The sequence below is a fragment of the Paenibacillus sp. T2-29 genome (assembly GCF_052921365.1).
Genome location: NZ_JBREVE010000001.1, coordinates 995675 through 1021296, shown reverse-complemented (window position 1 = coordinate 1021296; position 25622 = coordinate 995675). Strand labels below are relative to the sequence as shown.

At 43.3% G+C, this 25622-nt stretch carries 25 protein-coding genes and 1 pseudogene; 20 read left to right on the top strand and 6 right to left on the bottom strand.

All coding sequences use genetic code 11. From position 1 onward, the window contains the following. The first annotated feature begins 54 nt into the window (after positions 1-54). The 4 genes from ACU1JV_RS05000 (at position 55) to ACU1JV_RS04985 (ending at position 3401) form a co-directional block, all read left to right on the top strand. Positions 55-861, top strand: coding sequence for an alpha/beta fold hydrolase (locus ACU1JV_RS05000; RefSeq protein WP_446724501.1), 807 nt, complete (start codon positions 55-57; stop codon positions 859-861). A gap of 24 nt (positions 862-885) precedes the next feature. Continuing rightward, on the top strand, positions 886-1869 hold the full coding sequence (locus tag ACU1JV_RS04995) for a sensor domain-containing diguanylate cyclase (protein ID WP_413986763.1): 984 nt from the start codon (positions 886-888) through the stop codon (positions 1867-1869). 43 nt (positions 1870-1912) lie between these two features. Continuing rightward, positions 1913-2308, top strand: a complete 396-nt coding sequence (locus tag ACU1JV_RS04990; protein ID WP_413986762.1) for a hypothetical protein — start codon at positions 1913-1915, stop codon at positions 2306-2308. Between the two features lie 130 nt (positions 2309-2438). Continuing rightward, positions 2439-3401, top strand: coding sequence for a helix-turn-helix domain-containing protein (locus tag ACU1JV_RS04985; RefSeq protein ID WP_413986761.1), 963 nt, complete (start codon positions 2439-2441; stop codon positions 3399-3401). Between the two features lie 87 nt (positions 3402-3488). Here ACU1JV_RS04985 and ACU1JV_RS04980 read toward each other — a convergent pair whose 3' ends face one another. Together ACU1JV_RS04980 and ACU1JV_RS04975 are read right to left on the bottom strand one after the other, a co-directional pair. Further along, positions 3489-5084: an S-layer homology domain-containing protein gene (locus tag ACU1JV_RS04980; protein ID WP_413986760.1), complete on the bottom strand. Its 1596-nt coding sequence runs from the start codon at positions 5082-5084 to the stop codon at positions 3489-3491. A 296-nt stretch (positions 5085-5380) separates the two neighbouring features. Beyond that, positions 5381-7141: a methyl-accepting chemotaxis protein gene (locus tag ACU1JV_RS04975; protein WP_080902334.1), complete on the bottom strand. Its 1761-nt coding sequence runs from the start codon at positions 7139-7141 to the stop codon at positions 5381-5383. Positions 7142-7501: 360 nt separating this feature from the next. Here ACU1JV_RS04975 and ACU1JV_RS04970 point away from each other — a divergent pair, with 360 nt between their 5' ends. From ACU1JV_RS04970 to ACU1JV_RS04950, 5 genes are all read left to right on the top strand, one after another. Further along, positions 7502-8704, top strand: a complete 1203-nt coding sequence (locus tag ACU1JV_RS04970; RefSeq protein WP_413986759.1) for an MFS transporter — start codon at positions 7502-7504, stop codon at positions 8702-8704. Between the two features lie 115 nt (positions 8705-8819). After that, on the top strand, positions 8820-8963 hold the full coding sequence (locus tag ACU1JV_RS04965) for a hypothetical protein (protein WP_158453334.1): 144 nt from the start codon (positions 8820-8822) through the stop codon (positions 8961-8963). Further along, positions 8941-9291 (top strand): CbrC family protein, encoded by a 351-nt coding sequence (locus ACU1JV_RS04960; protein ID WP_413986758.1) that lies wholly within the window; start codon positions 8941-8943, stop codon positions 9289-9291. Before ACU1JV_RS04965 ends, ACU1JV_RS04960 begins: the two co-directional genes overlap by 23 nt. A gap of 94 nt (positions 9292-9385) precedes the next feature. Continuing rightward, positions 9386-9712: a hypothetical protein gene (locus ACU1JV_RS04955; protein WP_413986757.1), complete on the top strand. Its 327-nt coding sequence runs from the start codon at positions 9386-9388 to the stop codon at positions 9710-9712. A 22-nt stretch (positions 9713-9734) separates the two neighbouring features. Next, the gene (locus ACU1JV_RS04950) at positions 9735-10136 is read left to right on the top strand and encodes a hypothetical protein (RefSeq protein WP_029515491.1); all 402 of its coding nucleotides are present in this window, start codon (positions 9735-9737) and stop codon (positions 10134-10136) included. Between the two features lie 128 nt (positions 10137-10264). Here the strand turns inward: ACU1JV_RS04950 and ACU1JV_RS04945 are convergent, their stop codons facing one another. Continuing rightward, complete coding sequence (locus ACU1JV_RS04945) at positions 10265-11269, bottom strand: hypothetical protein (RefSeq protein ID WP_413986756.1); 1005 nt, start codon at positions 11267-11269, stop codon at positions 10265-10267. A 261-nt stretch (positions 11270-11530) separates the two neighbouring features. On the opposite strand from ACU1JV_RS04945, the gene ACU1JV_RS04940 reads away from it, so the two are divergent. The 9 genes and pseudogenes from ACU1JV_RS04940 to ACU1JV_RS04900 all read left to right on the top strand — a co-directional run bounded on the left by ACU1JV_RS04940 (position 11531) and on the right by ACU1JV_RS04900 (position 21172). Continuing rightward, positions 11531-14293: a family 78 glycoside hydrolase catalytic domain gene (locus tag ACU1JV_RS04940; RefSeq protein ID WP_413986755.1), complete on the top strand. Its 2763-nt coding sequence runs from the start codon at positions 11531-11533 to the stop codon at positions 14291-14293. A gap of 14 nt (positions 14294-14307) precedes the next feature. After that, entirely contained in the window at positions 14308-15501 is a 1194-nt protein-coding gene (locus tag ACU1JV_RS04935) for an MFS transporter (protein WP_413986754.1), read from the top strand. 28 nt (positions 15502-15529) lie between these two features. Continuing rightward, complete coding sequence (locus tag ACU1JV_RS04930; RefSeq protein WP_413986753.1) at positions 15530-16528, top strand: AraC family transcriptional regulator; 999 nt, start codon at positions 15530-15532, stop codon at positions 16526-16528. 93 nt (positions 16529-16621) lie between these two features. Then, positions 16622-17629 (top strand): phosphotransferase enzyme family protein, encoded by a 1008-nt coding sequence (locus ACU1JV_RS04925; protein ID WP_413986752.1) that lies wholly within the window; start codon positions 16622-16624, stop codon positions 17627-17629. Positions 17630-17713: 84 nt separating this feature from the next. Beyond that, positions 17714-18875 (top strand): annotated as a pseudogene (locus ACU1JV_RS04920) (immunity 26/phosphotriesterase HocA family protein). Positions 18876-18905: 30 nt separating this feature from the next. After that, on the top strand, positions 18906-19424 hold the full coding sequence (locus ACU1JV_RS04915; RefSeq protein WP_413986751.1) for a hypothetical protein: 519 nt from the start codon (positions 18906-18908) through the stop codon (positions 19422-19424). 35 nt (positions 19425-19459) lie between these two features. Continuing rightward, entirely contained in the window at positions 19460-20119 is a 660-nt protein-coding gene (locus ACU1JV_RS04910) for a DUF2625 domain-containing protein (protein WP_413986750.1), read from the top strand. A gap of 29 nt (positions 20120-20148) precedes the next feature. Next, a complete protein-coding gene (locus ACU1JV_RS04905; RefSeq protein ID WP_413986749.1) occupies positions 20149-20583 on the top strand; it encodes a hypothetical protein in 435 nt (144 codons plus the stop codon). A 52-nt stretch (positions 20584-20635) separates the two neighbouring features. Continuing rightward, positions 20636-21172: an SMI1/KNR4 family protein gene (locus tag ACU1JV_RS04900; RefSeq protein WP_413986748.1), complete on the top strand. Its 537-nt coding sequence runs from the start codon at positions 20636-20638 to the stop codon at positions 21170-21172. Positions 21173-21281: 109 nt separating this feature from the next. Here the strand turns inward: ACU1JV_RS04900 and ACU1JV_RS04895 are convergent, their stop codons facing one another. The 3 genes from ACU1JV_RS04895 to ACU1JV_RS04885 form a co-directional block, all read right to left on the bottom strand. After that, positions 21282-21866, bottom strand: coding sequence for an RBBP9/YdeN family alpha/beta hydrolase (locus ACU1JV_RS04895; RefSeq protein ID WP_413986747.1), 585 nt, complete (start codon positions 21864-21866; stop codon positions 21282-21284). Between the two features lie 193 nt (positions 21867-22059). Then, a complete protein-coding gene (locus tag ACU1JV_RS04890; protein WP_413986746.1) occupies positions 22060-22629 on the bottom strand; it encodes a DUF1697 domain-containing protein in 570 nt (189 codons plus the stop codon). Positions 22630-22663: 34 nt separating this feature from the next. Then, positions 22664-23314 carry a hypothetical protein gene (locus tag ACU1JV_RS04885; protein ID WP_025679202.1) on the bottom strand — a complete coding sequence of 217 codons (651 nt, stop codon included), beginning with the start codon at positions 23312-23314 and terminating at the stop codon, positions 22664-22666. A gap of 217 nt (positions 23315-23531) precedes the next feature. Between ACU1JV_RS04885 and ACU1JV_RS04880 the strand changes: the two genes are divergently transcribed. Together ACU1JV_RS04880 and ACU1JV_RS04875 are read left to right on the top strand one after the other, a co-directional pair. Next, positions 23532-24527 (top strand): hypothetical protein, encoded by a 996-nt coding sequence (locus tag ACU1JV_RS04880; protein ID WP_413986745.1) that lies wholly within the window; start codon positions 23532-23534, stop codon positions 24525-24527. After that, positions 24527-25612, top strand: a complete 1086-nt coding sequence (locus ACU1JV_RS04875) for a hypothetical protein (RefSeq protein WP_013372338.1) — start codon at positions 24527-24529, stop codon at positions 25610-25612. The genes ACU1JV_RS04880 and ACU1JV_RS04875 overlap by 1 nt, the downstream gene beginning before the upstream one ends. Positions 25613-25622 lie beyond the last annotated feature (10 nt).

Below are 25622 nucleotides of genomic sequence, written 5' to 3'. Positions count from 1 at the left end.
ATAATAGGGAAGAGAAGCCATAGAACAGATACTACCTCAGAGAGGTGATTTACAATGACCGTTGATATTCTCCTACGTAATAATGTAAAAGTGCTGGGCACAGGTAGCCAGACGATTGTGTTTGCTCACGGCTTTGGATGCGACCAGGATATGTGGCGTTATATCGTCCCTAGCTTTATCGACAACTACCAAATCGTCTTATTTGATTACGTTGGTTCCGGAGATTCTCAAATAAAATACTATGATTCCAAAAAATACAGTGACTTGCAAGGGTATGCCCAAGATGTGCTGGATATTATGGAAGCGTTAGACTTACGAAATACCATATTCGTCGGACACTCCGTTAGCAGCATGATCGGAATGCTCGCATCCATCCGCAGCCCTCAATATTTTGAACGCATTGTCATGCTCGGTCCTTCTCCACGCTATGTGAATGACCTGCCTTCTTATTATGGAGGCTTCGATAAGAGTGATATTGATGAATTACTGGATATGATGCAAATGAACTTTATTGGCTGGGCTAGTTACATGGCACCCATTGCTATGCAGAATCCCGAGCAAGGGAACTTAACCGAAGAATTGGAAAAAGCATTTTGTTCAAGAGATCCTCATATAGCACGGCAATTCGCAGAGGTTACATTTTTTTCAGATTGCCGTGTCGATCTTCAGCATGCTTCGGTTCCTACGCTTATTCTCCAGTGCTCAGACGATAGTATTGCTCCGATTGAGGTAGGGGATTATTTGCATACCCATCTTAGAAATAGCAGACTTCAGCAGATGAGAGCAAAGGGACATTATCCTCATTTAAGCCAACCAGGAGAAACGAGCGATTTAATCAAAGAATATTTAGCCAGTATGTAATATCGAATGAAAGGCAGTCATACAATGGACATTCAATTAGATAAAGCTCCCTGTGGATACTTTTCAATTTCGGACGCTGGGATCATTCAATCGGTAAATCAAACTTTATTGGACATGCTTCTTTATGAACACGATCAATTGCTTGGACGGCCGATTGAAACGACAATGTCTGTTACGAACAAGCTATTTTTTCATACTTATTTTTATCCCTATATCCAGTTGTACGGGCGTGTCGATGAGATGTACTTTTCGTTTCGGACAAGTGATCGACAGGATGTGCCTGTACTTCTAAACGGGGTTCGCCAGGAACGAAACGGAGAAGCTGTTATTGATTGTGTAGTGCTAATGATGCGTAAGCGAATTGAACATGAAAAAGATATATTACAGACCAAAACCAAGCTTCAGGAATTATATCAGGCGACGAATGAAGCCAACCAGAAGCTTGAACGATTGCACGCAGAATATGAAATCAAGCAGCAGGAATTAGTGCGAATCAATCTCCAGCTAGAAACGATGGCGTCAACCGACCCGTTAACTGGGCTAAAGAATAGAAGATATTTTCAAGATCAATTACTAATCAGCCTAGCCTCTTTTCAAGAGACTGGAATACCTTTTTCGCTGCTGCTCATTGATATTGATCATTTCAAAAGCATTAACGACACTTATGGTCATCCGGTGGGCGACCTGGTGCTCACTCATCTGGCAGAATTACTACAATCCATTTCACGGGAAATGGACATTGTCGCTCGTTACGGTGGCGAGGAATTTGTAATTATCCTTCCCGGCAACAATCAACAGGAAGCCATTCGTACGGCAGAAAGATATCGTTCCATGACGGCCTCAAGGGATTGGGGAGAATACAGCATTACTGTGAGTATCGGTGTGGCAACGGTTACGCAAGCGGATACGGAACAATCGATAGTTCATCAAGCGGATTTGGCACTGTATGCTTCTAAGAGTGGCGGGAGAAACCAAGTCACGCATTCAGCAAGTCTCGTAAAGAAATAAATGAGGCTTCAATAACCGCATGAAGAGTTGGGGAGTGATAAACATGGGGGAAGCGTACAAGCTGGACTGTGATACCTGTGCTTATACTAAGAACATATTTGTAGGGTTTGGTTTTTCATATACGAGTTTGGAATCCATTGCTTCGTTTGTACAGGATACTGTCCTTAAACGACGTATTGGGGAATTCATAGGCAACCCTTCGACGAGATATGATGCTTATGACGCGATATATGTATGTCCGGTCTGTCAGGCCATCCGCAATGAACTGTTTATTGAGATGATATCGGACTCATCACAGTATAAAATTTCTTATGCTTGTCCTAGATGCGCGAGTGTTATGGAGCAGGAACACATTGAAAACAATGTGCCTGTTCATTTGAGTTGCCCAGCATGTGAAAAGGGGAAATTGAAAGCAACGTTTTATATGGATTGGGATTAATAGATTCCCCGAATATCACTACAGCATACTCCAATAAGTCTGGTCAAACCATTCAAATTCAGCTAATATTAATGATAACGATTCTCATTTGAATCATCAAAATGAATGAAAACCTTTGAGGTGGATGCTTGTGAATTCAAATTCGTTATCATTAATATATCAGCATTACTTAGAAAAAACTCCGTTTAGAAAACAAAACGAGCATACGTATATGATGTTACCAGAAGCGGGTAACGGATATATCTACCGAGTTACAACTTACAGCGGAATCGAGATTGTCTATTCGCACATTCAATATCACGAGCCGTACCCGACGTATTTTGCTTCCAGAGGACAAATGATTGAACTTCAATTTGCACTTTCGGGACGACGTCATGTGAATATATCTGGTCTGGATTATACACTCCCGATGGGACAGGGTGCTCTTATTTTTTTACAGGATTTCAAAGCACGTTTCCATCCTCCGGTTAACGAACAATACCAATCATTTGCACTTGGCATTCCTGTTTCGTTGTTTAATTATGCTGCTTCACAGTTGGCGGCTCGTCACCAGGCAGCTATTGAATTTAATCAAATTCTGAAGGGTGCTGTATTCCATCACCTTGGTTTTGAACTGGATCACCGAAGTATAGTGATGATTGAACATTTGATCAAAGACTTGAAAAGTGTGCATAGATCGCCTTTATTAATGGAAGCAGCAGCACTAGAGATTTTAAATCGACTTATGATTCAATTATTTGATTTAACCCCCATGCCCGAAGGATTATCTAAAGAAGATGTCAGAAAGTTGCATATGGCTCGGCAAATCCTTGAATCCAGCATGATTGATCCTCCTTCACTGATCGCATTATCCCAAAAAGTAGGATTAAACGATTTTAAATTAAAAAAAGGATTCAAAGCATGTTTTGGAACGACTGTATTTGAATATTTGCGCCAAATTCGTCTCAATTATGCGATGAAGCTGCTTCGAAGCCAGGAAAGCAATGTAACAGAAGCTGCGATGGCTGTAGGGTACAGCAATGTGAGTGCATTTTCAGAGCAATTTTTCCGGGAATACGGAGTGAAACCATCATCCTTGAAGAAAGTATTTTAAAATTTCTTTTTTGACCATTCTAAAAATATCAAGTAAACAAAAGCTGGAACCCTGTTATAGAAAGGATGCCAGCTTTTTATTTGGTGCTTATTTTACGAAAGTTTCTGTACCCTCTGAATTGATGGTTGAAGTATGGGTACGAGACGCTTCTTCAATATTTTTGAATGCCCAGTAATCTACTGGTACATCCTTCCAAGTAGCCTGAATTGTTCCTTCCAGGGGTCCTCGCTTTAAGATCGTGTTCAAAATGGTAACAGTCTCTACTCGTGTTATATATTTATTGGGTTGGAAGCTGTTGTCGTTATAACCGGTAATCCATCCTGCATTAGCTAGCGCTACAATGGAATCTCTTGCCCAATGCTTTTCGATATCGGTATAGGGAGACGCTGCGGTTTGTGTACCTTTAAGATGCTTCCAGGATGCGAGTATTGCTGCCATTTCTGCACGGGTAATGGGTTGCTCTGGCCGAAATGTTCCATCTGCATATCCATTCATGAGGTGCTGTGCCGTAAGCGCTATAATCGAATCCTTTGCCCAATACATGTTAGGTACATCTTTGTATGTCGTTGAGCCTTCTTTTGTCTCCAGCTTCATAATTCTAGCCATCATCGCGGCGGTTTCAGCTCGTGTAATGGACTGGTCCGGTCGGAATGTACCATCCTGATAACCCGTTATATATTTTTCATGCGCAACCTCGGATTGCTCTACGGGCATGATTTCCGGAGTCGGTACATCCGTTGTTGAAACCGATGGTGATGAAGATGTGGTTGTTTCACTGGAAAAAGATGAATCACTGCTATCCGCGTTATCCTTCTTATCTTTTTTATTACTACTGCTGCTATCGTTACCAGTAGTAGCACCGGTTCCGCTCGTACTTCCAGTACCACCAGTGCCTGCATCTCCGTTTACAACCTGTATATACGCTTCAGAGGTACTCGGCGCGAATCGAACATCTCCACTGTATATAGCAGTAATCGGGTGGCTTCCCACACTTAAGTTGCTTGTAGTGTAGTACGCATTGGCATAACCATTCGAAATGCCCACTGGCTCCATCGTCAGCGTACCTAATATATTCGTGCCGTCCATAAGAATGACCGTTCCGGTTAAATCGCCCGAAGTTTGTGGGTTCGAAGTTGTCCTCACGCTAAACCTTACTTCTTGGCCGTGACTAGATGGATTCGGCGAACTCAGTACTGTAGTTACTGTAGGTCTCAGTGAAGGTGTAGTCGTAGGTGTAGATGCATTTACGACCTGAATGTATGGCTCAGATGTGCTGGGAGCAAATCGAGCATCCCCACTATAAATAGCAGTAATCGGATGACTTCCCACACTTAAATCGCTTGTGGTGTAAGTCGCAGTGGCATATCCATTCGCAATGCCATTTGGCCTCATCGTCAGCGTATCTAATATATCCGTACCGTCCATTAGGATAACCGAGCCGGTTAAATCTTTCGTAATTTGTGGGGTTGAGATGGTTTTGATGCTAAACGTTACGGATTGACCTTGTTTAGAAGGATTTGTCCAACTCGTTACCGTGGTTTCAGTAGCATACACAGCATCCGTTACACTAGGTGCTGGTGAGGAGGTTGCATACACGGTACTCTCGGAAAAACTCCATGTCCAGGTTCCAAATAAGACGATAACAGCAAGATAAGTTAAACAAAAAGACTTGAATTTACTCATAAACTTCCTCCATAAATTTCCGGTGTCACGATGAGCTTACTAAGATCTCCATGATGACTAACCTACGAATATGATTTTCTTACACTACTGAATTACTATACTAAATGCCTCTGAACCAATTCTGAACCAAATCAACAAAAAGCGTGTCCAGTTCACATCGCTAGAAGGGAATCATGATTTGCAAGCCTTTTCAGTAATTCCTCAGAACAATGCAAAAAGGGTCAACCAGAAAGAACTGGTTGACCTTATAATATGAATAACAGTTTAGCGCGATGTTTTGGAAAGACTTATTTCCGTTAGTATTTAAATTTGACCGTTAGATCTTGTAACTTTTGTGACATATCCGACAAGGTCGTTGCCAGGCTGGTGATCTGCTGCATCGAAGCCAGCTGTTCTTCTGCAGACGCTGCAATATTCTGCGAGTTGTCCGCCGCTTGAAGCGCCAGACTGGATACGTTCTCTCCGCTCGCCGAAATCTCCTGGACACTTGCGGTTATTTGCTCCGTGATGCTCGCGAGCTCTTCCGTTTGCTGTGCGATATGATTGGTGGACGCCACAATTTTATTAAACTGCTGCTCCGTCTCATTGGCAATTTTAATGCCGGAGTCTACATCCTGTTTTACGCGTTCCATGGTCTTAAGCGAATGCTCCATATCTTTGCGCATATTCTGAATCAACTCGGAAATCTGCCCGGAAGACTGGTTCGATTGTTCGGCCAGCTTTCTTACCTCTGAAGCAACTACGGAGAAACCGCGGCCTTCTTCGCCTGCACGGGCAGCCTCAATCGAAGCATTTAAGGCAAGCAGATTGGTCTGCTGTGCGATATCCGTAATGGCATGTAGCATCGTGTCGATCTGTTGAGTGCGTTCATCCAGCATTCTCATAACCGCATCGGTTTCATTGACGGAATGGTTAATCAAGTCCATTTGCTTCACCGTATGTTGTACAGCAGTACCGCCAAGGCTCGCCATTTCCATCGCGTCTGCAGACGATTCAGCAATAGTCAAGGAGCTATCCGTGATCCGCTGCATACCTATTGAAATTTCCTCAAGCGAGCTGGTTGTCTTCTGGAGCATCAGCTGCTGCTCCTTCGCACCGGCCGCCGATTCCTGAATCGCAATAGTGATATGCTCGGTTGCCTGCCCAGTATGCTCTGCACCAAGGGTTAATTCTTTCGAGGAAGCTGCTACCTGCTTTGTGGACAGGTTTACCTCACCGATCAAATATCTAATATTTTTAATCATATGATTGAAATCCTGTGCCAGCTCGCCAACCTCATCTTTTGAATTCATTTTGACTTCTTCGACCGTTAAATCACCGTCCGCAACTGCATTAAGCCGCTTTGCAATCATGATAATAGGCTTCGTAAAACGTCCCGAAACAAAGCTTACGATAATTGCTCCCAGAATAACTGCAATAGTCGTAATAATCAGGACAATATAAAGGACCTTGGTCGCCCCGCTGTTAAATTCGTTAAAATATGCTCCAGAACCGATGATCCATCCCCAATAAGGATCCCTTTCAACGTACGAAATTTTCGTCTCCACTTGATCTGTACCAGGTAAAGCCCATTTATAAGTGACGAATCCCCCGCCGTTTGTACCGGCTTCTACAAACTCTTTTCCCACATGCACACCGTCTTCCGATACGGCATTTATTAAATCCTGGCCTTCATTTGAAGGGTTCATCACTGAAACGGCATCTTGGTTGACTGCCCACGGATAACCTGTTTTACCTACAGTATATTTAATCTTTACCGGTCTTTTGTTATTAGCATCTTTTACACCGAGCAGCTCGATGCGCAGTTTTTCCTGTGCTTCTTCCAATGTTAAATTACCGGCTTCGACTTGCCCATTGAGGAAACTAATCATACCAATTACCATTTGCACACTATTCTTAAGTGCTACTTTGCCTGATTCATTCATTTCATTCTTGGAAACAACATAAGAACTGATTCCAATCACGAATGTGGGTACAATTAAAATAATCAAGCACATTATGGTTAACTTCGTTCTTAACGATCTTACCTTCATGATTGATCCTATTTTTGTTTTCACTGAGATTTCCCCCTTAGACATCGATATACAGACTCAACCCACAGCTACGCTAATTACTAAAGGCAAAAGACTGTACATCATATATCGTAATAACATGCCAGGAAATGAAGCCCTTCCATCCAGTCAGCGATGAAGAGACCGATGTAGTTCATTTCACAACGAAAGAGCGACTCTATAATTAACGACGCCCATTGGGCCATAGAATGCAGGCCATTTTTTACTGTCTGAAGACTGGCTGCTGTTTTATACGCAAAATTAAATCCGTTTAACCGCAAATTTATCCGTCTATAGGCAGTAGCGTTTTGGTATGCTCCGTATACTTCTGCATAGAGAGAATCTTTAACAGAGGAGTGTGCGAGGATGAGTAGAATAAAAGGGAGCATCTTTTTCAGTGTATTTGTGGCTATGCTAGGGCTCATGCTCATTGCTCCAATTATGCCGCCCCTTATTCGTGAATTAGGCTTAAGAGAAAGCCATTCCGGATTAATTATATCGCTTGGTTCTATAACGATGGCCTTAATGGCTCCAGTATGGGGAAATCTGAGTGATGCAAAGGGACGCAAGCCGGTGATTCTGCTTGGTTTCATAGGGATGTGTGTAAGCTGTCTGTTGTTTACACTTACTCTTTTTGCAGGATTAAATGGTTGGCTTAGTGGGGGGCTGCTGTTAGTCCTGCTGATTGTTACACGCGGCTTAATTGGCGGCTTTATCCCGGCGGTGTTGTCATCGTCTCAAGCTTATATGGGGGATGTAACGGAAGGAGAAGAGCGTGGAAGTGGTATGGCTATTATTAGTGCGGCGAATGGGCTTGGGCTGGTATTTGGCCCCGCGATTGCAGGTGCCTTTACTTTAATAGGGCTGTTATGGCCCTTATATTTTGGAATTGTCATTGCCGCTGTTGCATTCGTGGTGTCTCTGCTGGCGATTCCGGCGGCCCAGCCCGTTATTCAGCAAAAACCCGCTCGAATTAACCCCCTCCAGCCAGGTCTAAGAATGTATTTGTTTGCAGGCTTGGTTACGATGATAAGTATTGTGACTATTCAGGTTATAGGTGGTTTTTATTTTCAAGATCAGTTAGGTCTTACATCCGAAGAAACAGCAAGAGTCGTGTCCTTTGGACTTATGTTCTCCGGGGCAGCGATGCTGATTGTGCAGATCATCCAGATGAAATGGCTTAAATGGCAGCCTAAACCGATGATTTTGCTTGGTTCTCTATTCCTAATTGCTGGAATGGCATTATTTCTGATTTCAGCCAGCTTGGTCGTTTACTATGCAGCATTCTTTATGTTTGGCATAGGCACAGGCTTACTGATGCCCGGTTTTATGGCAGGTGCTTCGCTTTCGGTCAGTCAAGAGCAGCAAGGGGGAGCAGCGGGGCTGGTAGCTGCGGTACAGGGAATTTCCGCGATCATTGCTCCTATTTTGACGACCACCTTGTATCGAGTGGACAAATATATTCCCTTTACGCTTATAGCAGTCTTGGTAGCTGTTATGGCTGTTATTATGTTGGTAGTGAGAAAAAGAAACGGGAATAGTGAGCCTGTTTCTCATAAGGCAAAATAAATAAAAGATTGGTTAGATGAATCCATAGGCTTCCGGGGTATACTCACCGGAAGCCTATATCTATTATAATAAGTTATAAGAAATTTCAGGAAAATCAGAAGGAAGTGAGGGGCTTATGGAAATCCAGCAAAAATGGGTGGCACTAAACAAAAGATATAGTTTGTACGCACCCAGTCCCGAGGCTGTACAAGCCATGTACCAATTGAAGGAAGAGCTTGAGGGCTTAGAAAGCGAGCATGCTACAGGGAATATTTCATGACCCTGCTTGCTGTGCACAACTAGAGGAAGCAAAACTGGATGAGCTACTGCATCGGACTCCCGGTTATGAGGCATGGCAGACCGCCGCGTGGCTGGATCACTGCGATGACTACTGTGTTTTTATAGGTTTTGTGGGCTGGAAGGAGCTTGTCAGTAGAGGGATAGAAAATGATGTCAACCTGATGTTTATGCCTATTTTGGCTTTGTATAATGAAAAAGAGGCTAAGAGTCGAATACGGGAAAGCATGGAACGTGACGGATCGTTTCGGGGTTATTTATTTCAGTGCAGGCATTGTAAGGAATACCTCTTATATGCGGACTATGACTGAATCCAAGTGAATTTCCTGAGGTGAATGAGAAGGTGAAACCCAATTTAGGGGCGGTTCTAATTAAGGAGGAGTTCATAAAATTGGAGGAATGCAGATGGGGTGGGAGTATGGAATTAAGGTCGCAGATGTTAAGGATATTAAAGCGCTAATGGGACGCTTAGCTGAAGCATTGCCTAGGATTGAGGGATATCGGATGCAAAGGGATGAGGATGGCTTTGTTCTGCTTCAGAATAATTCTGATTGGCCTGAAGCGCTTCAGATTTCAGTGGAAGAGGCAAGAAATATTGAAGGGTTAGAAGATGATGAACCTTATATCTATTGTCTATTTCATATCGGCGGCGGAGATGCGATGAGGTTGAGGGAAGGAATGTGTAGGGCACTGGAAGAAGAGAAATGCGCTGCGGATTGGTTCGAGTTGTAGCCGAAGAGAGGAGTAAGAGAGAGTGACTAAGAAAGGAAAAACAGAGATTCAGACACTAATCTATCGCTATAGTGGTCCAAGAGCCAATATTGGATATACTTTTGAACCGCTGCGCTATGGAGATACAGATGAGCCAAAGCTGGAGGAGATGATCTTCATCTACGCAGATGACTTTGATATCGTGCTGTCTGTGTTAAAGTCCAAATATCCACTTGTCGATCCTGACACGGGGGAAACGTATGAGGCTTTTGATGCCTGCTGGGATAATCCGATTCAGGCGTCGGTATGGCATGAAATATTAACAGAATTGGATGCTTGGCCTGCCAAGGAGCCAGAATTACGCATATTTATCGATTCCTTTACAGCATGGGTCAGAGCGCATTTGAAGCAAGCAGATGGTATTATCGTGACCGGAAATCTGTAGAGGAAGGCAATGCACTGCAATCCGTATTTTCGCTGCCCCTCGCTTCGAGGGGCAACTGGAAAGCGAGCTGCTGGGTCAAATGCCTCGTTCTTTACATTGCATGCGACAGGCTCCTTATGGCAACTGGATTATTGACGTTGCTTCCGAATCCTGAGTAACTTTTGCTCCAATTTGGTATCACCCATAAATTTGCTGACAGATACAGCAAGCTGATATTGAATGGTCCCCATATTGTTAGCGGCAGGTTGAAGAACCCCTTTTATCGTTTGCCATAACGAAGTAGCCTGTCGGCTTTTTGCTCCAAAATGCATGATGATGTGGATACAGGCTGTAATTATATTGCGGCCAAGTCCGTACAGGAACCATTCTTTTTCCTTCGTAATAAGCGGAATGATGGTTGCCATCGTTTCCCAAGCTTCATCCCATCGTCCTGTTTCAATGAGCTTTTCTACCAAGCTGGATGCAGTAGAACAGTAGTTACTAGGATTTTCTTCTATTTTCTCCATTTCGGCCAGCTTTTTGAGAGCTTCAATTTCGCCTTCTGCATGGTTGCGCCATCTCTCATGATAAACGAGTGCCTGCAAATTTCCTTTGTTCCAATCCGTCTGCTCTCTGATCCACATATCAATAAATAATGATAGGTATACATCTTCCCCGAGTTCACTCGCGATATTGATGCAATCTTCAAGATCAGCTGTATCTTTGCTGAACAAATATGTTTCCAAAATCAACGCAGGATCAAACCCGGCGTATGTATCGAAATTGGCTTTCTTGGCCTGCTGGAACAAAACTTGGTCCTGTTCACGCTCATACTTTTGCAGTAAAAAAACGGCATAATGCAGAGCATCTCCAATCCCTTGAAAACTGTTCGTTTCCCTATCTATAATCTCATTAACGAGCAGCCTTCTCACAATCGGTTCGTAATGCGGGGCATATCGATCCTCACGATTATACAAAGCCAAAAGCACCTTCAAGCGATTGGTATAATTGGCATCACTTTTTCCATATTCCTCACTGTGTTGCTCCAAATAGTCAACCTTCGAAAAATCGGCGTGATCACTTATTAGACTCTGCAGCATTTCATCATAGGGTGCCATCATCTGATCCAGCAGCTTTTTGTAGTTCGTTTCCATTACTGTAATTCTCCTTTCACGGATCGGCTTAATACTACAATCCATATGCACAAAAAACAAGAGTTTTCCTTTTGAGTACTGCGCTGTCACACGTACATATTTTTCTAATAGACCCATTTTAAGATTCAATATGAGGGATGGACATTCAACACCTGTAAATCAAGCATACAACATGCAGGGATACAACATTGCGCACAATTAATGAAAGCGTTTTAATTTGAGTATAGAAACACAAAAGAAGATCTCAGGGAGGACATAAGAATGCTAAAAGTGAAAGCGCTTAGATGTGAACATGTAAACAATCCGATTGGACTGGGTTGTCTAAAGCCTCGATTAAGTTGGCAAATTGAATCTGACAACATATATGTTTTCCAAAAACGCTTCCAATTGCAGGTATCCATAAATCCTGTTTTTGAACCGCTGCTCTGGAATCATTTTTCCTATTCGGAACAATCCATTCTGTTTCCCTATGAAGGTCCTCCACTCGAATCAGGACAAAGATATTATTACCGGGTAAAAGTATGGGCTCAGGGAGCGGGTGACACCGAACCGGAGGAATCGGAATGGAGTGAGATTGGCTTTTGGGAAATGGGGCTGCTCCATGAGCAGGACTGGAAGGCACAATGGATTACAGTGAAGGAGCGAAGCATTCATGAAAAGTTTCAGACAAGAGCCCCTTTTGCCGCTTCCAAGTGTTTTTTGGTTGAGGGAAAAGTGAAAAAAGCAGTCATTTATGCCACAAGCCTTGGTCTGTATGAGCTGGAGCTCAATGGACAAAGAGTAGGCGATGCCTACTTTACCCCGGGATGGACAGATTATAACGATCGTGTTCAGGTGCAAGCCTATGATGTGACTTCTACCGTTCGAGAACAACATAACCGCATCACAGCAACGGTGGGAGAAGGCTGGTACAGCGGCTATCTAGGCTGGCAAAAGCGCAAGGATACCTACGGGAACACGAATGCTTTGCTATTTCAAATGAAGATTAGCTATGAAGATGGCCGTTCAGAACTCATTTGCTCTGATTCTTCCTGGGAGGAAAGGAGCTGTGCCATTTTGATGTCAGATATTTATAACGGCGAAATCTATGATGATCGACTGGAGCAGCAGGCAGCCGAACATCGCTTCTTGAACGAACGGAAAATGATGCAGGTCGTCCCGTTTCCGTTAAGTCATCTGGTTGCTCAGGAGAACGAGCCTGTCCGTGTAATGAACCGATTAAAGCCTGTTGAACTGATTTGGACTCCTAAAGGCGAACTAGTACTTAACTTGGGTCAAAATATGGTAGGCTGGCTGGAATTTAAAGTGGAAGCCCCCGAAGGTACGGTTCTGAATCTGGTTCATGGTGAAGTGCTGGATCAGCAAGGGAATTTTTACCGAGATAATATTCGTGATGCAGCGCAGCAGATTACGTACATTTGCAGCGGCAAGAGGACGGAGATATTTAGGCCGCATTTCACTTTTCAAGGCTTCCAGTATGTGAAGCTTGAGGGCTTTCCGGCTGGCGTAGCCATTGAAGATTTTACAGGCGTTTTTTTGCATTCAGACATGGCGACAATTGGCTTGTTCGAGACATCCGATCCAAAGCTGAACCAACTCCAGCACAATATTGTATGGGGACAAAAGGGGAACTTCCTGGATGTGCCGACCGATTGCCCGCAACGTGATGAGCGATTAGGCTGGACCGGCGATGCACAGATTTTTGCCAGAACGGCCAGCTTCAATATGAATAGTGCTTCCTTCTTTCGAAAGTGGCTGAAAGATTTGGCTTACAACCAGCTGGAGAATGGGGCTGTGCCTTTTGTCGTGCCGGATGTCCTCAAAGGAACCTTTGCAGACAATATGGACCAAACGACAGCCGCATGGGGAGATGCAGCAGTTATATGTCCGTGGACGATCTATCAATGTTATGGGGATAAGCAAATTCTAGCTCAGCAGTATGACAGTATGAAAGCATGGGTCGATTATATTCGTGCCCAGGGGACCGAGGAACATTTGTGGGATACTGGTTTGCAGCTGGGAGACTGGCTGGCGCTGGATAGCGAGGAAGGAAGCTATTTTGGAGCGACCGATGGAACGCTGGTAGCGACTGCATACTTTGCGTATTCGACTCATATCTTGGCGCAGACGGCCAAACTGCTGAATCGGTATACCGATTACAACACCTATCAAAGCTTGCATGAGGGGATCAAAGCCGCTTTTGCGAACCGTTATTTTGATGACGCTGGCAAGCTGACTTCGAATACCCAAACTGCACAGGTTGTAGCTTTGCACTTCGGATTGGTTCCGGAAAAGTATAAAAAGCAAGTGATCCAGGAGCTCGTACGGCTGATAGAAAAAAATGATATGCATCTGGATACTGGCTTTGTAGGCACACCTTATCTATGCCTGGTTTTATCCGACAATGGCTATACAGATATAGCTTATAAAATTTTATTTCAGAAAGATTATCCTTCTTGGCTCTATCAGGTTGAACGGGGAGCAACGACCATGTGGGAGCATTGGGACAGTATCAAAGTGGACGGCTCGTTCTGGAGCACCGATATGAACTCGTTCAATCACTATTCGTACGGTTCAGTTGGAAACTTTATGTACCAAAATATTGCCGGAATCGATGTACTTGAAGCGGGCTACAAAAAGTCGCGGTTAGCACCCAAACCGCCTGTTAATCTTACTTCGGCCCATGGCAAGCTGGAGACACCTTATGGTGAGGTTGCTGTCCATTGGGAAATCGTGAATGAAGAAATGCGGATGACGGTTCACGTACCACATAATACGACAGCTGAGATTACGCTTCCGGGCGTTCTAGAGCCAGATGCATTACAACAGACCATTACTACGCAATACCCGTCGATTCAGTATCCGCCTGGTAATGTGCCACAAGAGCTGGCCGGGAAATTAGGTTCTATCGGAGAACAGGCGATTTTCCAACTGAGTGGAGATCATGAATTGACGTTTACCGTCGGATCTGGACAGTATACGTTCCAGTACAAATACAACCAGAGGCTAAATAACATAGACTAGAGGTGAGAAGCTTGATGAATATTAAAAACAAAATATGGTTTAAAACAGCATTGTTGTCCATTTCCTTAGTCCTGACATCAGCGAGTGCTATTTCAGCTATCATCCCGATGATGCTGAACCAATTACCGGGAGTCTCCAGTTCACTGATTGAAAGCATAGTTACAATCCCATCTTTCTCGATGATGCTGTTTGTGCTGTTGAGTGGCCCGATCTCTTCCCGCTTGGGTAAAAAAAATACAGTCCTGCTAGGACTTTTGCTCGTGGTCATCGGCGGAATACTTCCTATGCTCACTACGAACATTACATGGATTCTCGCGTTGCGTTTGGTGCTAGGTGCAGGTCTGGGGATGTTCAATTCGCTGGCTGTCAGTTTAATTAGTGATTTTTTTGAAGGGGACGAGCGTGCTCAATTGGTAGGCTTTCAAAGCGCTGTACAAGGGCTCGGAAGCAGCTTGGCTACCTTCGTGGCAGGACAGCTTGCCCTAATCGACTGGCCGTTTGCCTTTTTGTGCTATGCGATCACTATTCCTATCGCACTGTTGTTCTTTTTTATCATTCCTGAACCAGAGCGTGGGGAGCCAACAGTAAGCTCGAAAGGAACGGGCCAAAAGAGTGGGGGAATGTCCCTACCTGTACTTGGATTAGGGGCTGCACTTTTCCTGTTTATGACCTTTATCATGATTGTGTATACCAAAACAGGTATTATGATTGCTGAAAAGAGTATGCCTAACGCAGGGTTTTTAGGGACCGCTTTGACGCTGTTCTCCTTATCAACTATGATTGCAGGCTTCTTGTTCGGTAGAATATATAAATGGTTCAGAAATTACGCACCTTTTATCTCCAGTTTAATAACAGCGACAGGTTTTGTCCTGCTGTGGTTTGCTCAGAATGTGACCATGGTTACGGTTGCCATGCTGATCATTGGCTTTAGCTTTGCGCTGTTTATTCCTTATATTTTTACGATACTAACTAAAATCGTACCTAAAGGCAGTGAGACGATATCTATTTCGATTGCAATGGTAGGCTCCAATTTGGGAGCGTTTGCTTCGCCTTATGTTATCAAGTTAGTTGGGGTGTTGTCTGGGAATGAAACTGCCTCATTTTCCTTTCTCGTCTCTGCGATTGTATTTATGATTGCTGCGCTCCTCTGTCTGGGAATCGCTATTAGAGGAAAGGGAAGCAAAACACAGACGGCAGTTCACAGTTAATGGGAGTATGAAGGAGGAGTCTGTGTTTATGAACCTTCATGAGTTGGATCAGTTGCTGAGAAGTAAAACTGAAATTGAGCTTTTACAACAGCAAAACAATCAAGTGATTAATGATCTCTCCAAAGAATCGGAAGATGAGCGATTTTTTGATATAAATCAGAATATGTATCGAATGTCTGCTTTATTTTTCTTCGGAGAACATGATATTTATATTAGCAAGCACAACAGGTTTGCTCCGATGCTGGAGCACATGCATGAATTTATTGAATTAAACTATGTTTACTCAGGTAAGTGCAACCAAATCATAGCGGGTAAAGAAGTTGAGCTTTGTGAAGGCCAAGTGTGTGTCCTCGATAAGGATGTGCCGCACAGCATCGCACCTTTGGGAGAAAACGATATACTGATTAATATCCTCCTGCAAAGAGAAACGATTTCATCCCTATTTCTACAGCGGCTATCTAAGAAAAAAAGTTTGATCGGCGAGTTTCTTGCCAATTCAGTCCTCCAGCATCAGCATCATAATCACTTTATTATTTTTGAGTCACAGCATAATGAAAACCTTCAATATATATTGCGTAGAATCTTGATCGAATATTTTTCCAGGCAAGAGGATTCAATGGAGCTGGTCAAGGCTTATTTGCCCATTGTATTTGGGGAATTGGTCCGTGTATTGGAAAGCGAGCATAATATTCACTTAAACCAGCAGGAAAGTAATATTACTTCTATTCTGAATTACATGGAAGAGCATTATCAGCATTTAAGCCTCCAGCAATTATCTACTCATTTTAATTACAATAGTACGTATTTAAGTAATAAGTTGGAAAAAGTAACCGGTCTTACTTACACGCAGCTTATTGCCAACATTAAACTTAATGCGGCCTATTCTTTGGTAGTGAATACCAACCTGCCATTCGAAATGATCTTTAAGCAGGTCGGATATAACAGCATGAGTTTTTTCTATAAAAAATTTAAAACAGCGTATGGTGCCACCCCGCAGAATATCCTAAACAAACAAATGAGGAAATGAAGGATACACAAGGACGTCCAATTCTAATGGGCGTCTATATTTGTTATAATAACTGCAAATTCATAAGCGGATGTTTAATAGGGAGGATACATTTTGGAAGCGGTATTAAGACGGCACTGGCCGGAGTGGGACGGGACACTACAGAGACGAACCGGAGGTTGGAATAATACGACGTATTTTGTTAAGAGCGGTGGGCGAAGTGGGGTGCTGCGCATCTACGATACACACAGGGATCGGAACAAAATCGAATTTGAGCATGCGGTTTTGCAGGAACTGAGCAGGCATTCTCTATCATTCAGGGTTCCAATGCCAATCCGAACGATTACGGGAGAGACACTTGCACAGGTTGAGAAGGATAGTGGCAAATATGTGTGTCTGTTCGAATACATAGAAGGCACATCCCCATCGGAGCAGGATCCTAGCTTTGCCTATTCTTTTGGCGAGACAGCTGGCGAATTATCTGCTGCACTTGCAACACTTAATCTTGATATGACTCCAGTCTATCGGCCGTATTATGCTTTGCAGCAATCCTATCCATTATGTAACCGGGAAGTAATCCAAGGCTTTTGTTTAAACCCGCCGGAGCCTCTAAAAGATTTACATGAGGAGCTGCGTTTGATAGGAAAAGTATATGAAGAGATTATAGATTCACTTCATGCATTGGAAGACTTGCCGCATCAGCTTGTACATGGAGATTTGAACGCTTCCAATTTGTTAGTAAAGGATTCTGACCCTAGTCAGGTGGCTGCACTGCTTGATTTTGAATTTTGTACGCTGGACGTTCGGGTCATGGATCCGGCGGTCATTTTATCAGGATTTTTGGGACAACCGGAGAAAGCGACAGCTGTTCGTGATTTTTGCCGGGGCTTCAGCCGTCAGGTTTGTTTAAGCCAATCCGAGGTTGACGCTTTGCCTGTGTTAATGCTGCTTAGGAAGGTAGACGTTTTTCTTCATTTTATGAGTCGCTTTCTGGAAGGAACAGATCAGCCACACGTGCTGCAAGAACAGATCAAACAGATCACGGCCGACTTGCTCCAACTGTCTACCAGCAGTAGCTGGATTCAGGAGGAGTTGGTCCAAGCTAGAACAATGTATGAATAAACGAGCTACATGCCGTGTTATGTTATAATTTCTGGAATAACAGAAATGAAGTCTACTGAATCGTACTCGGAACAGGAGGAGCAGATGAATAGTTGGTTAACGAACGCGTTACGACCCTATTTTGGGCTGGAGACGCTGGAAGAACATTGGGACGTAGTAGAAATTAAAGAAGGATATTTTATTTGTATGGATGGAGATGTTATTCGCAAGCGAATTTCTTCCAAAGAGGATGCTTATGGAGAAGCTGATGTAGAGATTTTTACTCGTGATCGGGCATTTGTTCTACCTAAAACGGCTCGTGGCAAAGAGAAAAAACTGAATTATACAAGTGTTTCGAGCATCACAGCAGAAGGTGTGTCCTTTTCAGCAGGCATTCGAAGAGATCGTCCTATTAGTTATGTTACTGCTGTGAATAGCAAAACTGGCGTAAGATTGCCCATCACTGGATGTGAGCATTTACATAGTAAAAGAAGAGATCATCGATTGGCTTCAACGTTACCCGTCGCTTGTGCCTAACGACTATGATCGTAAGCTGGAACGATTGAAGCATATGAAAAACCTGCGTTATAAAACCATTCCGGGAGACATCTTCCGCGTGGAAATAGACCTTTTTACAGATGGCTATGTACTGGTCGTCGGAGATTTGCGCCAAATGCAAAAGGATCAGTTGTTTGCAAAGGAGAGCATATGGAACAGTGTCATGACGATGCCTTTATTCGTACGTCCGTATTTGTGTACAAGTCGTGACCGTTCAATAACTTTGGAATCCATCACGGCCGCCCCGTTATCTGATACAACCTGGATTGTCATGGATGATTCCTTTATGCGAGGGTCCTACGAGCGGATAGGGCATAAAGCGTTGGCGGAAGAGGATATTGTGTTTCCGATTGGTTACGGCAGTAGCATAGATAGCAGTAAAGAAAGAATATATAGACTGTCCTGGGGAACGGGCACAATTTCCAAACCGGAAGGGAAGACAGTGTTCAAGTCTTCGCGCGAATTGTTAAATAACGGTGTATATTCAGGTGTCATTGCAGACTGTTTTGGTCCTTGGGAAGAGCGGGAGTGGCACCACACCCTGGATAACCCGTTGTATCGGGAAGAGCGCCGAAAAGCACTGGCCGAATTCGGATTCCCGGAAGACATTTCGTACGATGAGTTCAATCGCCAAACAGGAGGACTGACGCGTTCGGAATATCTCGCATATTTGACAAGAATCTATAGCGGAAAAAGAAAGATGAAATGACACGGTTATACATCCTTTTAGGAGGTACGAATGAAATATCTTAAAGATTGTCCAGAACCAGGCATGGGAACCTGGTATTTTGAAATAGACTCAGACGGCGTAGCCTATCGGCAAATTGTGATCCAAGATGACGGTACTTTTATTGCTTCTAATCGTAAGCACGAGCAATATCATTTCTTGTTAGCAGAGAAAGCGATTGATGATACAGAGCCCTATTATACGAAAATTACAAAAAAAGAGTTTGAAGAAGTCTGGTCCAACAATCTTCACACCTTCAAAAAGGAATGGCATCAAATCAAAAATGCACTGCCGGTTGGGACTAAGGTAACTGGATATATTGAAGCCCTTTTTCCACACGGAACACTAATTCATATTTTCCAGCACAATGCAGTCGGATTGGCAGACACCCATTCATATGCGGAAAAGGCCCCATCCGAGTGGATGTATCCGAGGCATGAGATCACGGCGATTGTCCAAGGCTACGACGAGCTGAATCAGTGGGTGATTTTAGAGCAAACGCAAGTTTTCGAAAATCAGTTCACAGGTTGAAAGATGGATATTGGAATACAGGAAGGAGAATGGATATGCATACGTTAACGGTTGATGAGCTAATGGATCAGGACAACCATGCATGGGAAGAGGTCAGAAATATTCTGCAAGAAGGGAATAATCCATATTGCATTGTATCGGCAGAATCGGAATCGGCTAGGAGAGATGCACTATACCGTCTGCAGGCGAGTACAAAGTCGTATTTGGGAACGGTTGCCTATGAAACAGGAGGGATCATGTTTGACCATGGATGGATCACCTTACTGGGTGCAGGCGGGCCCGGAGTTTACGGTAGTTTGGCTTCATGGAACGGGCTGCAAGAGCCAGCGAGCGTTCCTGCACTTGGGGGAATGCTGATTGTGGCCTATGATGCAGCAGGTGGCTTCTTTGGATTGGATACAGGAAAGTTTGGATTTAGCGGCCATATCTACTATTTTGCACCGGATGCATTGGAGTGGGAATCCACTGAGCTGGCCTATTCCGGTTTCTTGAGCTGGTTGGCTGAGGGAGATTTGGGTTTGTTCTACCAGACATTCCGTTGGAATGGTTGGCAGTCGGATATGGAGCAACTTCAGCCAGGAGAGGTATTTGCTTATTATCCGCCGCTATGGACTCAGGAAGGTGGCGGAGAGACCAGCCACAAATCACCTATAGCAATAACAGAAGCGTGGCAGGCGGTGACGGATCGGGAATAGCCGCGAGTGGGGAGGGGGGACATAGGATCATGAATCATTCCATTCAATCCAAACTGATGCAGCTGAATGAAATACTTTCTCAAAATAACATTGACCATTACTACATTTATGATTATACAAGTCGCCCTAAGCTAGTACTAGCAGGGAGCTTTGACTTTAGCTATTATCACAACATAGAGATTACATTTTACAAGGTCTCGTTTCTTTCCTGTCCGGGCGGTGTATTTTCAATTGAATACTTTAGACTGGCTAATGACAAGGAATTGGAAATGTTAAAAACTGTCTCTTACGGATTTATTGAGGGGCCTGTGATTTGTATGGAAGATCAAACGTTTGGTACCCGATTTTTCATTGCTGCGGAAAGCTTGGATTACGAGCTCAAGACCGTATATTACTATAAATGTGAGAACCTTCAACCTCATGAAAGTGTGGCTGAATGGGTTGGAAAAGATGGAAAAGGTTGAAAAAGGTAGCAAAAACAACTTTTAGAGACGTCAAGGTAGGAGGGTGGTTATTATGTGGAGTATTCACTTTGAACATCAATTTATAAAATGTCCGGAAGCAACTGGTGAACAAATCGCGAATTTTTTGAGCACATGGAACATCAAGCTATCGGAGCAGGAAATTCACGAAATCCAACAAAGACAAGCGAACCCTTTTCCGAAATCGTCTCCATTTTATGATCAATATCAACCTCTAGATCCTGTTGGCTGGCATCTGCCCCAAGGACAATTTCCTGATAGTTACATAGAACTTTTGAAATACTCTAACGGTGGGGAATTTCAAAATGGAGAACGATGTTTTCAGTTTTTCAATACTGAAGATTTGAGAGAAATGAACCTCGCCTACGAGCTGCCAGAGTATATGCCGGGTGCCGTGTCGTTTGCGATGGATGGTAGCGGAAACCACTATATGTTTGATATGAGAGAGGAAAAAAGAAACAACGAATATCCCATTCTTTTTGCTCATTCTGGTAGCTTGGGGTATGACGAATGTGAACAGGTTGCTCATTCTTTTATGGAGCTGTGTACAGAAAAATGGGCATTATATTAATATCTTGACTAAACATACGCTTTATTCCTCCTAATTCATCCAGTGGGAAAATGTAAAACCCGCAAGCTGGACCCTTTTTGCTAGGTCTATTTTGCGGGGGTTTTTAACGCTACTTATTTTCATTCATCATTTCCATTAAAACTTGATAGACGATCGGTAAAGTGGTAAAGCCGTCACTTTGTAAAAAGTGCCCTCCATGATCTAATTCGTGAAAATCAGCCTGAACATCTTCCGCTAGTTTCTTACTAAGTGCAAAGGGGACAATTGCGTCGTCCTTTGAAGCTATAACCGCACGCGCTTTTAGCGAATCCGTGATCTGCTGTCCATCCAAATGGTCATTTGTAAATTCATTTAATGACGGCAGGCTTGGCACTGGGTCAGTAAAACCGGAAACGAAAACGGCGCCACCTAGCGGTTCCGGGATGTTGACTTGCTGCAGGTATCTTAATATGGATACACAACCCAAGCTATGACCAATAAAATAGGTGTCTTTATGTAGGGCTTTAATATTTTGCAATAGGTGCTCAATCCACTCATTAAGTTTGGGGGCTTGCGAGTTGGGCATATCTAGTATATTTACCGAAACCCCGTCTTCCTGTAATTTATCTTGTAACCAAGGAAACCAATGATCTGTTGGCGAAGCTGTATAGCCGTGGATTATATATACTTGTTTTTGATTTTGTAGGTTTGTCACAGTGTTTTTTCTCCCATTATTCAGTGTTTAGTTCATGCTGATGATAGGTGTCCCTCTACGTCTGAGAACCCTTCCAGTTTAGCAAAATCTCTATGCCTATAGTATTAGAAATTGTTGATTTATATAGATAATTTTTTTAATGAGTTTTGGCGAGTTTTTGATCTTGCCTAGCCCTATTTAAACACGACTGCAGTCATGCGTCCATATCCTGCAACTCTTCCTGTTCAGCCATTTGCATCAGCTTATAAATCTGACGGGTTGTGTTCACATTCCGCACCGTCATTTGCTGATACAGCTTAGTGCCTACTAATTTTGTTAAACCGCTTTTTGTGACTTGTTCCTTGCTGACAGAAAACAGAATGGCTCCGGTCGTATAGATGACATGTCCAATTCCCGGTTTTAAAGGAAGCTTGTCCAGAACGGAAATATCGTTAATTTCATCCCACAGAAACATTACATCACTTTTCATCTGTGTATCATTAGCCCATTCATTCGGCAGTGCCTCCATAATGCTCTGAATCTCCTTCATATTACGGACGATGACGCGGATAGGTAAGCTAAAATCCTCGAGAATCGCCTGTTCCAGTATGAGCGATAGCTCCTGGTTGGACCGCTCCTGACTGGAAAAAATAATGTTTCCAGAATTAATGTAAGTCGTCACATGCCCCATACCTGCATGTTCAAACGTTTGCTTGAGCTTCTTCATCTCGATCTTGTTGTTGCCGCCGACATTGATGCCCCGCAGTAATGCGATATAGATCATAAAAAGCCCCACCTCTCTTTAACCAATAGGATTTCTAACAAAAGGATAGGTAATTCAGCAAATACGTGGTTTGGTTTTCGCCCAACAAATGATGCAGCAATGGTTTTACGTGCTCGATATATGCTGCTTTGGTTTCGTATGTATCTTCATCTATCAATTCTCCCTTAAAGGTACAGGCACCTTCAATCAGGATGGAAAGAGCCGTAAAGAAGTTAGCTAAAGAGTCAGCCACCTGCTGCGCCCCACCACTCTCAATTGCAGCATATACAGGGGAACCAGGTGCGCTAGTATCGACAATGACTGGATCATCATTAAACGTGGCAATTACAACATGGTGGGAGGGCCACGAAGATGACTCATGAACAAGCTCTCCAGATGTAATGAAGCGATAGCCTAGCTGTTGGCGATACAGATGTTCTGGTGCGACAAAAAAGAGAACCGCGGCATCTCCAATTTCAACTGCTGCATTTTTTAATTTGTGTGTTCCCGCTGCCTTGGCATCGATCATTTCATAGTGGCTATATAGGTATTCAAGCTCAGGGGATACAGGAATTCGGCTGTCCCAGCAATCTGTCAGGTTCTCCGTCCGGGGCTGGATGTCGTGGTCTTGGAACAGCCCGTAGGCTGCATTATACAAGTCTTGTAGTTGTACAAACCGGGCCAGAGCTTCGCTTAGCTGTTTCATAGGTGTTCATTCCTTTCTAATCGCAGACTATGACCTTCGTCATAACGTTTCATTCCTAGCATAAAGATATCATAATATAGAAAGGAAGAACATACGTTTCTCTATTTTATGTCACCTTGCCAGTCGATCCAGATTAATTTTACAATATAGGAGTTCGGATTAATGTGTTATGCCAGGTTCAACATGAAGTTTGTCTTGCTGTGCAAGGAGGAGAGAAATGTCTTTTTCTAAAATATACGATTACAAGTTAAGAGCCTTCTTTAATGAGCGTATTTCTGATTTAAGTCATGAATATCTATTCTATTCCTATCCTGATCAAGAGCAAAATTTAAGAATATTAACTTTGAATATAAATGAGCAGAGTCATATTTCTTTAGTGCGATGGCATGATTTATTTGACAGGTCGCTATTTACAAAAATGGATCATCCCATTCTAAGCGTAGCAGATGCTGAACGTCTGATTCGATTGCTTTCGCTCATTTTTAACGTTTTTGATATACATAAAGATATTACTTATAGCCAAAAAAACTTATGTTGTTTTTATTATCAATATCAGGTTTCACATCTAGCAGAGAAAGGGAATGAATTCTCGCTTACTCAGGACAGGCTATTTTTTCTTCACCATCTCTTATTTGAACTGGGTTTAGGGGATGACATTTATGATCGTCTAACGATTGAAAATAATAAGATGATGTACAGGATGGAAGACGCACAACAGTATGATATGCATATTCTAATTGACATTTTGCATGAGCATATTAACAAAAATGAGATGGATATAGATACCCGAGCAGCGCTAGGAAAAATAAAAATTTTGCAAGGTCAGTTGGTGAACTTCATCCTGGGCAGTCATGATGTATATGATTTTCCGTATGACGATTTCAACAAGCCGTTTGCAGAAGCAACGATGTTTATACATGCCTATAACTCTAATAAAAATAGGGTATTAGAGGTGCTGATCGACTGTATAAATGAGCATCAATCGCCAACAGAGAAGTTCATCTCCAATTTGATCTTGATGAATTACTCCTATTTTATTCTCAAAAGTAATCCTAGCGAAATTACATATTTTAAATGTTTCTGCAAGAAAAAACCGGGAGTTTTTATGAAAGTATTATCTGCATTGCTTGAAATCAGATTTTTTATCGATAAATCCAGCTTCACAAATACGGGTATAAATTATTATTTATCCAGATTAAAAGGGGTTAAATGATGCCATTTCATCACGTTTCTTTACCTGATTTACCACAGACTATCGGACGTCTTACGGCCATTCATCCACTAAAGGGTGGCTCTCAGGGAAGCATAACCCTGCTAGCACTAAACACACAGGCAGAACTGTGGAGACTAGAACTTCGCTCTGGCAGCGCAGAATTATGCACACATATTTGTATTCCTGATTTTAATCCCCTGCAACCTGTCCAAATGGTTACCAGTCCTGACGGCAAGTACGTGGCGATCTCCAATCGATTTGGCCGACATGCGGCAGTGTATGATTTAGTCCATGCTCAAGAAAAAATGCAATTATCACGGGACGAATACCACTACGATAAAAGTATGTTTCCCCTGGCATTTGTTCATCGAGATGGTGCATGTATCCTTGTTCATGGGACGGAATGGAACCGGCTGGATCTGACGGATGTAGAAACCGGGATGCTTTTGACAGCAAGACCAACCCCTGTTTATAACAGCGAAAGAAAAGATGAGCATTATCTAAATTATTTTCATGGGAGGCTCCTGACTTCTCCAGAGGGAAAGTGGATTGCGGATACGGGATGGGTATGGGCTCCATTAGGAGTAGTCCGAACTTGGTCCTTATCTAATTGGCTGCTGAACTCATGGGAATCGGAGAATGGTCCGTCAGTTCGCCATCTTTGGCAAACCATAGATTGGGATGGGCCAGTATGTTGGACAGGACCCGATAGATTGGCGGTTTGGGGACAGATGGATGCCGATTTACTGGAGGAGGAAGATTGGGGAGAGGAAGGAGTGGAACCGGCGGTTGTCCTATTCGATATGACTCAGCCAGGGTACCGACGTGTGCTTCCTGCGATCCCGCCTCTAAATTGTAAGCCTGATGAATACGGGATTTACCCATATCCCCAAGCGGATATGGCCGTTTCCGGTGACCGATTATTCTTGTGGGGAAAAGGAGTACCGCTCCAGGTATGGCGGCTTTCAAGCGGTGTGAGGGAATATGTAGATACGGTGCGATTTCCACTCATTTACCATCATGAGGCAGGGATTTTCATTGAATTAAATCCAGATAGCGGTTGTACAGCCTTAAGCTACGAATAAACGACGGTAT

What these genes read in the sequence shown, in the direction of transcription:
- ACU1JV_RS05000 (WP_446724501.1), top strand. Translation starts at nt 55, where the DNA reads ATGACCGTTGATATTCTCCTACGTAATAATGTAAAAGTGCTGGGCACA.
- ACU1JV_RS04995 (WP_413986763.1), top strand. Translation starts at nt 886, where the DNA reads ATGGACATTCAATTAGATAAAGCTCCCTGTGGATACTTTTCAATTTCG.
- ACU1JV_RS04990 (WP_413986762.1), top strand. Translation starts at nt 1,913, where the DNA reads ATGGGGGAAGCGTACAAGCTGGACTGTGATACCTGTGCTTATACTAAG.
- ACU1JV_RS04980 (WP_413986760.1), bottom strand. Translation starts at nt 5,084, where the DNA reads ATGAGTAAATTCAAGTCTTTTTGTTTAACTTATCTTGCTGTTATCGTC.
- ACU1JV_RS04970 (WP_413986759.1), top strand. Translation starts at nt 7,502, where the DNA reads ATGAGTAGAATAAAAGGGAGCATCTTTTTCAGTGTATTTGTGGCTATG.
- ACU1JV_RS04965 (WP_158453334.1), top strand. Translation starts at nt 8,820, where the DNA reads ATGGAAATCCAGCAAAAATGGGTGGCACTAAACAAAAGATATAGTTTG.
- ACU1JV_RS04960 (WP_413986758.1), top strand. Translation starts at nt 8,941, where the DNA reads ATGCTACAGGGAATATTTCATGACCCTGCTTGCTGTGCACAACTAGAG.
- ACU1JV_RS04955 (WP_413986757.1), top strand. Translation starts at nt 9,386, where the DNA reads ATGGGGTGGGAGTATGGAATTAAGGTCGCAGATGTTAAGGATATTAAA.
- ACU1JV_RS04945 (WP_413986756.1), bottom strand. Translation starts at nt 11,269, where the DNA reads ATGGAAACGAACTACAAAAAGCTGCTGGATCAGATGATGGCACCCTAT.
- ACU1JV_RS04940 (WP_413986755.1), top strand. Translation starts at nt 11,531, where the DNA reads ATGCTAAAAGTGAAAGCGCTTAGATGTGAACATGTAAACAATCCGATT.
- ACU1JV_RS04935 (WP_413986754.1), top strand. Translation starts at nt 14,308, where the DNA reads ATGAATATTAAAAACAAAATATGGTTTAAAACAGCATTGTTGTCCATT.
- ACU1JV_RS04930 (WP_413986753.1), top strand. Translation starts at nt 15,530, where the DNA reads ATGAACCTTCATGAGTTGGATCAGTTGCTGAGAAGTAAAACTGAAATT.
- ACU1JV_RS04915 (WP_413986751.1), top strand. Translation starts at nt 18,906, where the DNA reads ATGAAATATCTTAAAGATTGTCCAGAACCAGGCATGGGAACCTGGTAT.
- ACU1JV_RS04910 (WP_413986750.1), top strand. Translation starts at nt 19,460, where the DNA reads ATGCATACGTTAACGGTTGATGAGCTAATGGATCAGGACAACCATGCA.
- ACU1JV_RS04905 (WP_413986749.1), top strand. Translation starts at nt 20,149, where the DNA reads ATGAATCATTCCATTCAATCCAAACTGATGCAGCTGAATGAAATACTT.
- ACU1JV_RS04900 (WP_413986748.1), top strand. Translation starts at nt 20,636, where the DNA reads ATGTGGAGTATTCACTTTGAACATCAATTTATAAAATGTCCGGAAGCA.
- ACU1JV_RS04890 (WP_413986746.1), bottom strand. Translation starts at nt 22,629, where the DNA reads ATGATCTATATCGCATTACTGCGGGGCATCAATGTCGGCGGCAACAAC.
- ACU1JV_RS04885 (WP_025679202.1), bottom strand. Translation starts at nt 23,314, where the DNA reads ATGAAACAGCTAAGCGAAGCTCTGGCCCGGTTTGTACAACTACAAGAC.
- ACU1JV_RS04880 (WP_413986745.1), top strand. Translation starts at nt 23,532, where the DNA reads ATGTCTTTTTCTAAAATATACGATTACAAGTTAAGAGCCTTCTTTAAT.
- ACU1JV_RS04875 (WP_013372338.1), top strand. Translation starts at nt 24,527, where the DNA reads ATGCCATTTCATCACGTTTCTTTACCTGATTTACCACAGACTATCGGA.